The organism is Marilutibacter spongiae (assembly GCF_014145325.1).
Classification (GTDB): Bacteria; Pseudomonadota; Gammaproteobacteria; order Xanthomonadales; family Xanthomonadaceae; genus Marilutibacter; species Marilutibacter spongiae.
The window spans coordinates 1-14,210 of record NZ_JACHTF010000012.1 but is presented as its reverse complement, the minus strand read 5'-3'; the positions used below and the strand labels follow the sequence as shown (position 1 = coordinate 14,210).

Genomic DNA, 14,210 nt, shown 5'->3' with positions numbered 1-14,210 from the left:
GGACCTCGCTCAGGAACGGATGATGATGCATATCGTCGCCCACGGTCCGTCGGATCGAGCAATGTTACCGCTAACTTCGCGTTCCGGTGAACGTTGGCGGGTCGTGCTGGCCGGTGTGCTGGCGTGGCTGGCCTTCGGAGCCGCCGCGCGGGCCGAGGATGGCCATGCCCTGTGGTTGCGATACGCAGAGGCCGGCCCCGTCAGTCTGGAAGCCTCGGGGATCGGTCTGGGCGATGTCAGCGCACCCGATTCCACGCCCATCCAACGTGCCACCCGCGACGAGCTTCGCCGGGGATTGGCAGGTCTCCTGGGCAGCGCGCCCCGGTTCCGCGAGGGGGATGGGAGACCTGGTGGGCTGGTCGTGGGGACGCCGGATGCCTCGCCGTGGATCGCGCCGATGCGAGCGGAACTGGACGGGCTCGGCGAGGAGGGCTACCTGCTTCGCGAGACGCGCGTGGGCGGGCGGAAAACACTGGTGGTCGCGGCGCGTCGCGACATCGGCGTGCTGTATGGGGTGTTCCACCTGTTGCGGCTGCTGCAGACCGGCGTCGAACTGGACGGGCTGGACGTCCGCGAGGTGCCGCACGTCAAACTGCGCGTCCTCGACCACTGGGACAACCTGGACGGCTACGTGGAGCGCGGTTATGCCGGCCGCTCGCTGTGGGACTGGCACACCCTGCCGGGCTGGCGCGATCCGCGCTATACCGACTATGCCCGCGCGAATGCGTCGGTGGGCATCAACGGCAGCGTCCTCAACAACGTCAACGCCGAGGCATTGAGCCTGTCGCACGAGTACCTGCGCAAGGCGGCCGCGCTGGCGGACGTGTTCCGGCCCTATGGCATCCGTGTCTACCTCAGTGCCCGCTTCAGCGCGCCGATCGAGCTGGGCGGGCTGGACACCGCCGATCCGATCGATCCGCGCGTGCAGCGCTGGTGGCGCGACAAGGCCGACGAGATCTACGCGCTCATCCCGGACTTCGGCGGATTCCTGGTCAAGGCGAACTCGGAAGGCCAGCCGGGCCCCCAGGACTATGCGCGCACGCACGCCGAAGGCGCCAACCTGCTCGCCGATGCGCTGGCACCGCACGGCGGCGTGGTCATGTGGCGTGCATTCGTCTACGCGCCCGACGCTCCGGAGGATCGCGCCCGGCAGGCGTACAGCGAGTTCGCCGGCCTGGACGGCGCATTCCGCGACAACGTGCTCGTGCAGGTCAAGAACGGCCCCATCGACTTCCAGCCGCGGGAGCCCTTCCATCCGCTGTTCGGCGCGATGCCGCGAACGCCGCTGATGATGGAGTTCCAGGTCACCAAGGAATACCTGGGTTTCGCCACCCACCTGGTGTACCTCGGGTCGCTGTACGAAGAGACCCTGCGTTCGGACACGCAAGCTCAGGGCGCGGGGTCCACCGTCGCGAAGGTGGTGGACGGCTCGCTGGATGGCCATGCGCTGTCGGGCATCGCCGGCGTGGCGAACGTCGGCGACGACCGGACCTGGAGCGGCTCGCACTTCGACCAGGCGAACTGGTATGCCTTCGGCCGGCTGGCGTGGAACCCCGACCAGTCGGCGCGCGACATCGCGGCCGACTGGGTGGCCATGACCTTCTCGCGCGACCCCGGTGTCGTGGCGCCCGTCGTCGACATGATGATGGGCTCGCGCGAAGCCGCCGTCGACTACATGACCCCGCTCGGCCTGCACCACCTGATGGCGCGCGGCCATCACTATGGACCGGGGCCGTGGGTCGACGGGGGGCCGCGCGCGGACTGGACGTCGGTGTACTACCACCGGGCCGATGCCCGCGGTATAGGTTTCGACCGCTCCAGTACGGGCAGCAACGCGGTGTCGCAGTACGCGCCGCCGCTGGCAAGGACCTTCGACGACGTCGAACAGGTGCCCGAAGCGCTGCTGCTCTGGTTCCACCATGTCCCCTGGGATCACCGCATGCATTCCGGGCGTTCGCTGTGGGACGAGATGGTGCATCGCTACACGCGCGGGGTGCAGTACGTCGAGGACATGCAGGCCACGTGGGAAACGCTTCGCGGCCGGATCGATGGACCGCGCCACGCGCACGTGGCCGCGTTCCTGGCCATCCAGCGGGCCGAAGCGCAATGGTGGCGCGATGCCAGCATCGCGTACTTCCAGTCGATCAATGGCCTGCCGCTGCCCGCGGGGGAGATGCCGCCACCGCACCCGCTGGCGTACTACGAGGCGTTGCGGTTCCCGCATGCGCCGGGAGACGGACGATGAGGCGAACGCATCTTCCGCTTGTGGCCGCGACGCTGATTGGGCTCGCCTGCGCCCTCGGTGCCCACGCGCAGGCACCGCCGCAAGCCCCGTTGCTGCATCCGCTTTTCCAGGACCACGCCGTGTTGCAGCGGGGCGCGCCGATCCTGCTGTGGGGCCAGGCCACGCCGGGCGCCGCGGTCACGGTGAGGTTCGACGACGAGGACGTCGCTGCCCGCGCGGGCACTGATGGTCGCTGGGAGGCCCGCTTCACCGCCCGCCCCGCCGGCGGTCCCCATGAGCTGGAGGCGAGGGTCGGGGAAACGGTCCAGGTCGTGCATGACGTCCAGGTCGGCGACGTCTGGCTGTGTTCGGGACAGTCGAACATGGAGCTGCCGGTGTGGCGGTCGCTGGACGCGGAAAACGAAATCGCCTCGGCAGCGGATCCGGATATCAGGCTGCTGGTGGTCCCGCGTGCGGCCGCGGTGGAGCCTCAGCCGCGCTTCGCAGCGCCCGTGCGCTGGATGCCGGCATCGCCCGATAGCGCCCGCGACTTCTCCGCCGCCTGCTTCTACTTCGCGCGGGAACTGCGCAAGACCGTCGACGTGCCGATGGGACTGATCCAGGCGGCGTGGGGCGGCTCGCGCATCGAGGCCTGGACCAGCGCCGCGTCATTGCGCGCGCAGGGCGGCATGGACGAGGCACTCGATGCGCTGGCGCTCTACGAAGAAGACACATCCGCCGCGCTCGCGCAGTGGGGCGACTACTGGCAGCACTGGTGGACCACCCGCGCCGGCACGGCAAACGATGAAGCGCCCTGGCGACCCGAGGCGAATGACGCGCGCTGGCGCGATGCGCCGATGGACCTCGGTGCCTGGGAGCGCTGGGGCATCCCCGCGCTGGCCGACTACAACGGCATGCTGTGGTACCGGACCCACGTGGACCTGACGGCCGGCCAGGCCGCGCGCGTGGCCACGCTCGAGTTGGGCGCGGCCGACGAGACCGACATCACCTGGGTCAACGGCACCGTCGTCGGCAGCCTCTATGGTCCCGGCGACACACGTGCGTACGCCGTTCCGCCCGGGCTGTTGAAGGCCGGCCGCAACACCGTGGTGGTCAACGTGATGGACACCTGGCGCGACGGTGGGCTTGCGGGCCCGGCGGACGCGCAAGCCCTGCGCTTCGACGACGGCACGCGCGTGGTCCTGGACACGCCCTGGACGTACCTGTCGTCGCCCGACGCCGGCGAACCGCCGCGCGCACCCTGGCAGGCGGCGACGGGCCTGGGCACCTTGTACAACGGCATGATCGCGCCGCTGGGCCGCTACGGCATGCGCGGCATGCTCTGGTACCAGGGCGAATCCAACACGGGCGAGGGCGCTGACTACGCCACGCGACTTCGCGCCTTGCGTCGCGACTGGCGCCGTCGGTTCGGCGACGTGCTGCCGATGCTGGTGGTGCAGTTGGCCGGATACGGCATGCCGCCGCGCGCACCGACCGAAAGCGGCTGGGCGCAGGTACGCGAGGCGCAGCGCCAGGTCGTCGCGGAAGACCCGCATTCCGGCCTCGTCGTGAGCATCGACATCGGCGACGCCTTCGACATCCATCCGCCGAACAAGCAGGAACTGGGGCGCCGCCTGGCGCGCGCCGCGCGCCATGTCGTCTACGGCGAGCAAGCGATCGCGGCCTCGGGTCCGGCGGTGCGCTCGGCCTGGCAGGCGGAGGACGGCATCCGGGTCGCTTTCGACGATGTCGCCGGCACCCTGGCGACCACCGGTGCCGACGGCCCCATCGGCTTCGAGCTCTGCGGTCCCGCGCATTGCGAGTATGCAGAGGCCTCGATCGATGGGCAGCAGGTCCTGCTCCAGGCCCGCCGGCGACTCGCGCCCGAACGCGTGCGCTACTGCTGGGCGGACGGCCCGGTCTGCACGCTGCGCGACGAGGCCGGGCATCCGGTCGGCCCTTTCGAAATGCCCCTCATGGCCCACGAGGTGTCCCGATGAAGGCATCCCCGCATCGCCTGCTGGCCGGGCTTCGCCGCGCCGCCTGCAGGGGCGTCGCCGGCTGCGCCCTGGCGACCGCGCTGCTGCCGGCGTCCGCCGCGCAGCCCACGCCATCGTCTTCGCCGCCCCCGGTGTTCTTCGACTGGTTCGAATACGCCGGCCACGACGCCGCGTTCGAGCCGCCGCTGCCCGCCGGCCACTACCGCAATCCGGTCCTGGCCGGCTTCCATGCCGATCCCGGCATCGTCGCCGCCAACGGCCGCTTCTACCTGGTCAACTCCAGCTTCACCTACTTCCCCGGCATCCCGGTGTTCGAGAGCAAGGACCTGGTGCACTGGAAACAGATCGGCAACGTCATCGACCGTCCCACGCAGCTGGACTTCGACGGCCTCAGCGTGTCGCGGGGCATCTTCGCGCCCACCATCGAGTTCAACGCCGGCACGTTCTACGTGGTCACCACGGCGATCGACAGCGGCGGCAACTTCATCGCCACCGCGAGCGATCCGGCCGGTCCGTGGTCCGATCCCCACTGGCTGCCCGGCATCGGTGGCATCGACCCGTCGCTGTTTTTCGACGACGACGGCAAGGTCTACCTGCTCAACAACGACGCGCCGCCCGGCCCGGCGCGCTACGACGGCCACCGCGCCATCTGGATGCAGCAGATCGACCTGCAGCGTTTCGAGCCCATCGGTCCGCGCCAGGTGCTGATCGACGGTGGCGTGGAACCCGACAAGAATCCGATCTGGATCGAGGGGCCGCACATCTACAAGCGCGAGGGCTGGTACTACCTGTCCGACGCCGAAGGCGGCACCGGCCCGCAGCATTCGCAGGTGGTGCTGCGCAGCCGCGAGGTATGGGGGCCCTACGTGCCCTACGCGAAGAATCCGATCCTGACCCAGCGCGACCTGCCGGCCGATCGCCCGCTGCCCATCACCAACGCCGGGCATGCCGACCTGGTGGAGGGGCCCGACGGCAGCTGGTGGGCGGTGTTCCTCGCAAGCCGCAATTACCAGACGCGCCACTACAACACCGGGCGCGAAACCTACCTGCTGCCGGTGCACTGGCGCGAGGGTTGGCCGGAGATCCTGCCGCCGGGCGAGGCGATTCCCTATGTCGTCGGCGCCCCGTCGTGGATGCGCGGCAAGGCCTCGCAGGCGCCTTCGACCGGCAACTTCGTGCGACGCGATGAATTCGATGGCGACGCGCTGTCGATGGAGTGGATGCGCGTACGCGTACCCAAACAGGCCTGGGCCGACCTGGCGACGCGGCCGGGTGCCCTGGCGGTGCATCCGTTGACCGAGGACCTGGACACCCTGCGCAATCCCGCGTTCCTCGGGCGCCGCCAGCAGCACCTCCGCTTCGAAGCGAGCACCTCGATGTCGCGACCGGCTCCGGGCGTTGCCGCCGGCCTGGCCGCCTTCCAGAGCGAGGCCTACTGGTACTTCCTTGGCGTCCGGAGCGCCCCCGGCGATCGCGTGAGCGTGTTCCTGGAGGGCCGCGATGGCACGGGCACCACGCGTACCCTGGCCACGCGCGTGGTGGACGCCGCTGACGAGCTTCGCCTGAAGATCGGGGCCGACGAAGGCGACTATGCCTTCTCGTTCGACACTGGAGACGGCACGGGCTGGCAGACGCTGGCCGGCCAGGTCGACGGCACCGTACTGAGCACCGATCGCGCCGGCGGCTTCGTCGGCGCCCTGCTGGGACCATTCGCGCGCGATGAGCGCAACCTGGGGAACGACTGATGATGGACACGAACCCATGCATTCCAGCGGCGCCGCGTGCGGCTTCCGGCCTGCGCGCCACTGCGCTGGGCATCGCGCTGCTGTTCGCCACCTCCGCGCAGGCTGGCGGAGAAGAGGCCTGGCTCGACCCCTCGCGAAGCTTCGAGGACCGCGCCGCCTCGCTGGTCGCCGAGATGACGCTGGAGGAGAAGGTCGCGCAGATGCAGAACGCCGCGCCGGCGATCGAACGCCTGGGCGTGCCGGCGTACGACTGGTGGAACGAGGCCCTGCACGGCGTGGCCCGGGCCGGACAGGCCACGGTGTTCCCGCAGGCCATCGGCCTGGCGGCGACCTTCGACGTACCGCTGATGGGGCGGGTCGCCACGACCATCAGCGACGAGGCCCGCGCCAAGCACCACCAGTTCATCCGCGACGGTTCGCACGGGCGCTACGAGGGCCTGACCTTCTGGTCGCCGAACATCAACATCTTCCGGGATCCGCGCTGGGGCCGGGGACAGGAGACCTACGGCGAGGATCCCTACCTCACCGCGCGCATGGGCGTGGCCTTCGTCCAGGGCCTGCAGGGCGACGATCCGGTCTATCGCAAGCTGGACGCGACCGCCAAGCACTTCGCCGTCCATAGCGGGCCGGAGGCCGACCGCCACCATTTCGATGCGCGGCCCAGCAGGCGCGACCTCTACGACACCTACTTCCCGGCCTTCGAGGCCCTGGTGAAGGAGGGCGACGTGGACGCGGTGATGGGCGCGTACAACCGGGTGTACGGTGAATCCGCGAGCGCCAGCCAGTACCTGCTGCAGGACGTGCTGCGCCGCGACTGGGGGTTCGAGGGCTACGTGGTCTCCGACTGCTGGGCCATCGTCGACGTGTGGAAGCACCACCGCATCGTGGAAACGCGCGAAGAAGCGGCAGCGCTGGCGGTGAAAAGCGGTACCGAGCTCGAATGTGGCGAAGAATACGCCACCCTCCCCGAGGCGGTGCGCAAGGGCCTCGTCAGCGAAGCCGAGATCGACGCGTCGGTGACGCGGCTGTTCGCCGCGCGGATGCGGCTGGGCATGTTCGATCCGCCCGAGCGCGTGCGCTGGGCGAGGATCCCGTACTCGGTGAACCAGGCTCCCGCGCACGACGCGCTGGCACTGGAGGCCGCGCGGGATTCCCTCGTGCTGCTGAAGAACGACGGCGTGCTGCCGCTCTCGCGCGAGCTCAAGCGCATCGCCGTGATCGGGCCCACCGCGGACGACACGATGGCGCTGCTCGGCAACTACTACGGCACGCCGGCCGCCCCGGTGACGATCCTGCAGGGCATCCGCGACGCCGCGGGCTCCGTCGACGTCAGCTATGCGCGCGGCGTCGACCTGGTGGAAGGGCGCGACGGCCCGGCGGCCACGCCGCTGATCGACACCGCCTACCTGCGTCCGTCGGCCGGCTCCAGCGAGCGCGGCCTGCGTGGCGAATACTTCAGGAACCGCGAGCTGACGGGCACCCCGGCCCTCGTGCGTACCGACGCGCGCATCGGCTTCCGCTGGGACCGCGGGTCGCCGACCGACAACCTGCTGGCGCGTGGCGAAGCCGCGCCGGGGCAGGATGTCCCGGACGATGGCTTCGGCATCCGCTGGAGCGGCCAGCTGCTGCCGCCGGTCTCGGGCCGCTACCGGCTCGAAGTCGCGGCCGACGACGGCTACCGGCTGTACCTGGACGGCAAGCGGGTGCTCGAACGGTGGACCCAGGCCGATCGCCTGAGTGGCGACGGCGTGGACGTCGAGCTGGAAGCCGGGCGCGCCTACGACCTGCGCCTGGAGTACTACGATGACCAGCGTGACGCCGCAGTGCGCCTGGCGTGGCGCATGCCCGGCGCGAAGCCGCCGTTCGAGGAAGCCCTGGAACTCGCCCGCGACGCGGACGCGGTGGTGTTCGTCGGCGGCCTCACCGGCGACGTCGAAGGCGAGGAAATGACGGTCAGCTATCCGGGCTTCGCCGGCGGCGATCGCACCGACCTGCGCCTGCCCGCGACGCAGCGCACGCTGCTGGAAGCCCTGCAGGCCACGGGCAAGCCCGTGGTGCTGGTGCTGACCGGTGGCTCCGCGCTCGCGGTCGACTGGGCGGACGCGACCCTTCCGGCCATCCTGATGAGCTGGTACCCCGGCCAGCGCGGCGGCACCGCCGTGGGCGAGGTGCTGTTCGGCGACACCAATCCCGGCGGGCGCCTCCCGGTCACGTTCTACAAGGCCGACGAGGCGATGCCGGCGTTCGACGATTACGCGATGGAGGGCCGCACCTACCGCTACTTCCGCGGCACGCCGCTTTATCCCTTCGGCCATGGCCTCTCGTACACGCGCTTCGACTACCGCAACCTGCGCACAAGCGCGCAGGAGGTCGCGGCCGACGGGCGCCTGCGCGTGCAGGTGGACGTGGCCAACGCCGGCCAGCGCGCCGGCGACGAGGTGGTCCAGCTCTACGTGCGACCCGTGCGTCCGGCCCCCGGCGATTCACTGCAGGAGCTGCGCGGGTTCCAGCGCATCCACCTGGCCCCCGGCGAGCAGCGGACCGTCGAGTTCGAGCTGGAGCCGCGGCAGGCCTTGCGCCGCTACGACGCGTCGCGCGACGACTACGCGGTCGCGCCCGGTGCCTACGAGGTCCGCCTGGGCGGCTCCAGTGCCGATGCACGGGTCCATGCGACCTTCAAGGTGGAGGCGGCGCAGGAATGAACCCGACCGCCACCGCCACCGCCACGCGCCCTTCCACCGACGACAGCCCGGACCTCGCTCGCATGGCCAGCACCGACCACACCTTGTCGATCCGGGAAAAGCTGGGCTACAGCCTCGGCGACCTGGCGGCGAACCTGATCTTCCAGACGCTGGTGACCTACCTCGCGTTCTTCTACACCGATGTCTACCGCCTGCCGGCATCGACCGCGGCGACCATCATCTTCGTGGTCGGCATGCTCGGCGCGTTCCTGTTCACGCCGATGATCGGCATCCTGGCCGACCGCACGGCGACGCGCTGGGGTCGCTTCCGCCCCTGGATCCTGTTCACCGCGGTCCCGTTCGGCGTGCTGTCGCTGCTGGCCTTCACCACGCCGGACCTGGGCGAGGGCGGCAAGGTGGCGTACGCGCTGGTCACCTACGCCCTGCTGGTCCTGGTCTACGCGGCCAACAACCTCCCGTACTCCGCGCTCAGCGGCGTGCTGACCGGCAGCATGAGCCAGCGCAACAGCCTGTCGGCCTACCGCTTCGTCGCGGTGATGATCGCGCAGTTCATCATCCAGGTACTGCTGATGCCCCTGGTGCTGATCCTCGGCGACGGCGACCGCGTGCAGGGCTTCGAGCGGGTGATGACCGTGTTTGCCGTGGTGGGCACGGTGTTCTTCCTGATCACCTTCGCCACCACCCGCGAGCGCATCGTGCCGACGAAGGCGCAGTCCGGCGGCGTGCTGCAGGACCTCTCGGACCTGGTCGCCAACCGGCCGTGGCAGGTCATGCTGGCGCTGACGATCCTGGTCTTCGCCAACCTGGCGCTGAAGGGCGGCACGTACATCTACTACTTCCAGTACTACATGAGCGAGGCGGCCCTGGCCGGCTTCCTGCAGGACACCGGCTTCAACGGCATGATCGACGCGCTCAACGCCGCGCTCACCGGCATGGGCCTGGCGGGTTTCCAGTGGCCGGAGGACCCGGCGACCTCGGCCTTCAGCCTGTTCAACGGCAGCGGCATCATCTGCATGATCCTGGGCATCGGCGTGTCGCGCCGGCTGGCCGATCGCTTCGGCAAGCGCGACGTGTTCGGCGGGGCGCTGTTCGCGTCCACGCTGTTCCTGCTGGCGTTCTACGCGTTCCCGCCGACCGCGGTCCCGATGGTGTTCGGCGCGTTCATGCTGCATGGCTTCTGCTACGGCATCACGATCCCGCTGCTGTGGGCGATGATCGCCGACGTCGCCGACTACTCCGAGCTCAAGAACGGTCGCCGCGCCACTGCGATCGTCTTCTCGGCCATGCTCTGCGGCCTGAAGATCGGGCTCAGCGTGGGCGGCGCCCTGGTCGCGGGCATCCTCGCGCACTACGGCTACGTGCCCGACGCGGACCAGCAGTCGACGGCGGTCGTCGATGGCATCCGCATGACCGTGAGCGTCTACAGCGCGATCCCCTTCCTGGTCGCCGTGGCGCTGCTTTTCACCTATGAGATCGACAAGCGCATGGAGGCGCGCATCGAACGCGAACTGGGCGAGCGCCGGCGCGCCGCCGGGACGGCGTCGTGACACGAGGAGCCCTACCGATGACCGACACGCTCGACCACGACGCCGCCCTTGAATCGACCCCCTGCCTGGAGGCGCTGGCCGCCCGCGCGATCTCCCGGCCGCTGGTGACCCACATCTATACCGCCGATCCCTCCGCCCACGTGTTCGAGGGCCGGCTGTACATCTACCCCTCCCACGACATCGACGGCGGCGCGCCCTTCGACGACGAGGGCGGGCATTTCGGCATGCAGGACTACCACGTGCTGAGGATGGACGCGCCGGACGGCGACGCCGTCGATTGCGGGCTGGCCCTGCACGTGCGCGACGTGCCCTGGGCGGACCGCCAGATGTGGGCGCCGGACGCGGCCACGCGCGATGGGCGGTACTACCTGTACTTCCCCGCCAAGGACCCCGGGGGCATGTTCCGCATCGGCGTCGCCATCGCCGAACGTCCGGAAGGGCCGTTCCGCGCGGAGCCCGAGCCGATCCCGGGCGCCTATTCGATCGACCCGGCGGTGTTCGAGGACGAGGACGGGGCGCACTACCTGTACTTCGGCGGCATCTGGGGCGGGCAGTTGCAGAAGTACCGCGACAACCGCCTTGACGCCTCGCACGAGGAGCCCGTCGGCGCCGCTCCCGCGCTCGGGCCCCGGGTCGCGCGCCTGGATCCCGGCATGACGACCCTGGCCGAGCCGACACGCGAGGTGGTGATCCTCGACGAGGCAGGCCATCCCCTGCGGGCGGACGATCATGCCCGGCGCTTCTTCGAAGGCCCCTGGGTGCACAAGCACGACGGCCGCTATTACCTGTCGTACTCCACCGGCAACACCCACCTGCTGTGCTACGCCGTTGGCGACAGTCCCTATGGGCCCTTCACCTATGGCGGCGTGATCCTGAAGCCGGTGGTCGGCTGGACCACCCACCATTCGATCTGCGCCTTCGACGGGCAGTGGTATCTCTTCTACCACGACGCCCTGCACTCGGGCGGCGTGACGCATCTGCGCTCGGCCAAGTGCACGGTCCTGCACCACGAGTCGGACGGTCGCATCCGCACGATCGATCCCTATGGCGGCTGACGCGTCCCGCGCCGCCTGGGACGATGCGATGGCCCCGATGGCGCCGGGGCGGTTGCACTGGTTGCGGCACGGCCCGTTGGAGGTCGCCCTGGCACCGGAGGCCGGGGGCCGCCTCGCGCAGATCAGGTTCGCCGGCGTGGACTGGCTGCTGGGCCCGGAAGAGGCGCCCGCGACGATCGCATGGGGCTGCTATCCGATGCTGCCCTGGGCGGGCCGCCTGAGGGGAGGGCGCTTCGAACACGGGGGCCGCAGCCACCAGTTGCGGCGCAACTTCGGCGCGCACGCCATCCACGGGATCGGCTACTCGCGCCCCTGGCAGGTCGACGCGCATGATCCGCGGCAGGCACGGCTGTCCCTGTCCCTGCCGCGCGACGACTACTGGCCCTTCGGCGGCATCGCCACGCAGTCGGTGACGCTGGGCGATGCCTCGCTGCAACTGGCGCTGTCGGTGCAGGCCGGGGACCATGCAATGCCGGCCGCCCTGGGCTGGCATCCGTGGTTCCGCAAACCGGAGCGGCTGGTGTTCGCACCGGAGGCGATGTACCCGCGCGACGCGTCCGGCATCACGACCGCGCCCCCGGTGGCGCCCGGGCCCGGCCCATGGGACGACTGCTTCATCGCCCACGACACCATCGTCCTCGAACGCGAGGGCCAGCGCCTGGCCCTGCGCGCCGACACCGATCACTGGGTCGTCTACGACGGCGACCCGTCCGCCACCTGCGTGGAACCGCAGACCGGACCGCCCGACGCCTTCAACCTGGCGCCCCGCGTCCTGTCGCCCGGCCAGCGGGTGGACCTGGCCTTCGAACTGTCGTGGCGCCTTGAACACAGCGGGTGACAGGCCCGCCCGCCTGCAGCCTTCACAAGGAGCGTCACCATGCAGTTGAATCGCCGATCCGCGCTACCGGTCCTCCGCGCCACGGTCGCCATCGCGGCCAGCATGATCGTGCTGTCGGCCGTGGCACGGGACAGCGTGGCGCCGCGCTCCAACCCGCTGTTCCGCGACCGCTTCACCGCGGACCCCGCGCCCCTGGTCGTCGGCGATCGCCTCTACCTGTATGTCGGCCACGACGAGGCCCAGCGCGACGAGATGTTCAACATGCGCGAGTGGCTGGTCTACTCGACCACGGACATGGCGACCTGGGTGGACCACGGGCCGATCATGAAGGCCACCGACTTCGCCTGGGCCAAGGGCGATGCCTGGGCATCGCAGGCGATCGCGAAAGACGGCCGGTTCTGGTTCTACGCCGCCGTCGAGCACGACGACACCCAGCCGGGCAAGGCCATCGCCGTCGCGGTGTCGGACAGCCCCACCGGCCCCTTCGTCGACGCCAAGGGTTCGGCGCTCGTCACCAACGCGATGACGCCGCGGGGCACGCACAGCTGGGAAGACATCGACCCGACCGTGTTCACCGATGAGGACGGCACCACCTGGATCGCCTGGGGCAACCGCCAGTGCTACATCGCGCGGCTCAAGCCCAACATGATCGAGATCGACGGCGACATCACCGAGATCACGCCGCCGCACTTCGAGGAAGGTCCGTGGCTGCACAAGCGCGGTACGCTCTACTACCTGACCTACGCTTCGCTCGACCGCAGCACGCATCGCGACGAAAAGGTGTCCTATGCCACCGCGCCATCGCTCCAGGGCCCCTGGACCTACCGCGGCGAACTCACCGGCTCGGGCAAGTACAGCTTCACCATCCACCCCGGCATCGTCGAGTTCAAGGGCCACTGGTACCTGTTCCTGCACAACGCCGCGCTCACCATCGGCGACCAGAACGGCGCCATCGGCAGGCGCGCCGTCACCGTCGAGCACCTGCAGTACAACCCCGATGGCAGCATGAAGCCCGTACTGCAGACCGAAGCAGGAATCTCCGTGCCACGGTCGACAGCTCAGACCGTGGCAGGCGATTGAGTAGGGGACGTATGCCGCCGATAATGCTTGCCGTCGTTTCGAACTGCCCGCCTCGCTGGGAAGGACAGCGGAAAATCCACCTGCTAGTTGAAGACCGAAGAAAATTCCAGCCGGTACACAGGCAAGGCGAAGGACGCAGGAAGCAATCAAATGGACATGAAAACCCTCTTGGTTGCCCACACATTGATTGCGGGCGCGTGCGGAATCCCAGCAAGACTCCGTGTCGCGGGATTCCTGCTGTCGAGCGAATCCATCCGGAGCCCGAGGATAGCGAGACGCTACTTCTACAGGTATCTCCTGTTCTGCTTCTATTACCTTGTCTCGTTCATGCTTACGCCGCTCGTACTGAAGCCAGTTCTCCCCTACTTCCGGGACATGGCATGGGCTGGAAAAGGCTATTTGTACTTCCTGCTGTGCATCCCGCTTGCGATCATCATGTACGTCGTCGATTACAGGTTCATATGCTGGGCGGATGGGCCGAAGTTGCGTGCCCGCGCCCGTCTTGCGGAGAAGTTGTCAACCCACGTGCATGCGAGTGCAGGTGTTAAGGAACGCACGAGACGATAAGTCGAGCGTCAGTTGGGTGTGCATGCGTGGCGGCAGGGCTTTACGCGGCTCATGCCCCTCCTTCCTTGCGCCGAGCCCTTCCAAATCCCGGGAGCGCAATTGTGGAAGTCTCAGTGAGCCCTTCGGATCACAACGTGGGCGCCGTCCCTTTGCAAGTACCAGTTGGATTGGTCGTGGCAGGATCGATTAGGCTCGGCAAGGAAATCGCGACGTCCCCCCGGTTTTGAGTAGCGCGGCGATCTGGAGTCCAATTCCCCAGAGTAAGGAGATTGGACGTGAAGAAGCGCTTTTCCGAAGAGCAGATCATCGGCTTCCTGCGTGAGGTCGAGGCCGGGCTGCCGGTCAAGGAGCTGTGCCGCAAGCACGGCTTCAGCGAGGCGTCGTACTACCTGTGGCGGAGCAAGTTCGGGGGCATGAGCGTGCCCGACGCAAAGCGCTTGAAGGAGCTGGAG

Annotated in this window: 10 protein-coding genes; all 10 read left to right on the top strand. The window is 69.1% G+C overall.

From position 1 onward, the window contains the following. Positions 1-61 precede the first annotated feature (61 nt). A complete protein-coding gene (locus tag H4F98_RS11480; protein WP_182687787.1) occupies positions 62-2,245 on the top strand; it encodes an alpha-glucuronidase family glycosyl hydrolase in 2,184 nt (727 codons plus the stop codon). Next, the gene (locus H4F98_RS11475; RefSeq protein WP_182687785.1) at positions 2,242-4,224 is read left to right on the top strand and encodes a sialate O-acetylesterase; all 1,983 of its coding nucleotides are present in this window, start codon (positions 2,242-2,244) and stop codon (positions 4,222-4,224) included. Before H4F98_RS11480 ends, H4F98_RS11475 begins: the two co-directional genes overlap by 4 nt. Next, the gene (locus tag H4F98_RS11470; protein ID WP_182687783.1) at positions 4,221-5,969 is read left to right on the top strand and encodes a glycoside hydrolase family 43 protein; all 1,749 of its coding nucleotides are present in this window, start codon (positions 4,221-4,223) and stop codon (positions 5,967-5,969) included. Before H4F98_RS11475 ends, H4F98_RS11470 begins: the two co-directional genes overlap by 4 nt. Next, positions 5,969-8,671: a glycoside hydrolase family 3 protein gene (locus tag H4F98_RS11465; protein ID WP_246373133.1), complete on the top strand. Its 2,703-nt coding sequence runs from the start codon at positions 5,969-5,971 to the stop codon at positions 8,669-8,671. Before H4F98_RS11470 ends, H4F98_RS11465 begins: the two co-directional genes overlap by 1 nt. 62 nt (positions 8,672-8,733) lie before the next feature. Then, positions 8,734-10,218 (top strand): MFS transporter, encoded by a 1,485-nt coding sequence (locus H4F98_RS11460; protein WP_182687971.1) that lies wholly within the window; start codon positions 8,734-8,736, stop codon positions 10,216-10,218. A gap of 17 nt (positions 10,219-10,235) precedes the next feature. Further along, positions 10,236-11,273, top strand: a complete 1,038-nt coding sequence (locus H4F98_RS11455; protein WP_182687779.1) for a glycoside hydrolase family 43 protein — start codon at positions 10,236-10,238, stop codon at positions 11,271-11,273. Beyond that, complete coding sequence (locus H4F98_RS11450) at positions 11,263-12,111, top strand: aldose 1-epimerase (RefSeq protein WP_182687777.1); 849 nt, start codon at positions 11,263-11,265, stop codon at positions 12,109-12,111. Before H4F98_RS11455 ends, H4F98_RS11450 begins: the two co-directional genes overlap by 11 nt. 39 nt (positions 12,112-12,150) lie before the next feature. Continuing rightward, positions 12,151-13,191, top strand: coding sequence for a glycoside hydrolase family 43 protein (locus tag H4F98_RS11445; protein ID WP_182687776.1), 1,041 nt, complete (start codon positions 12,151-12,153; stop codon positions 13,189-13,191). Between the two features lie 150 nt (positions 13,192-13,341). Beyond that, a complete protein-coding gene (locus tag H4F98_RS11440; RefSeq protein WP_182687774.1) occupies positions 13,342-13,758 on the top strand; it encodes a hypothetical protein in 417 nt (138 codons plus the stop codon). 275 nt (positions 13,759-14,033) lie between these two features. Next, positions 14,034-14,210: transposase (locus H4F98_RS11435; protein WP_182687772.1), on the top strand; the 177-nt coding region annotated here is incomplete at its 3' end.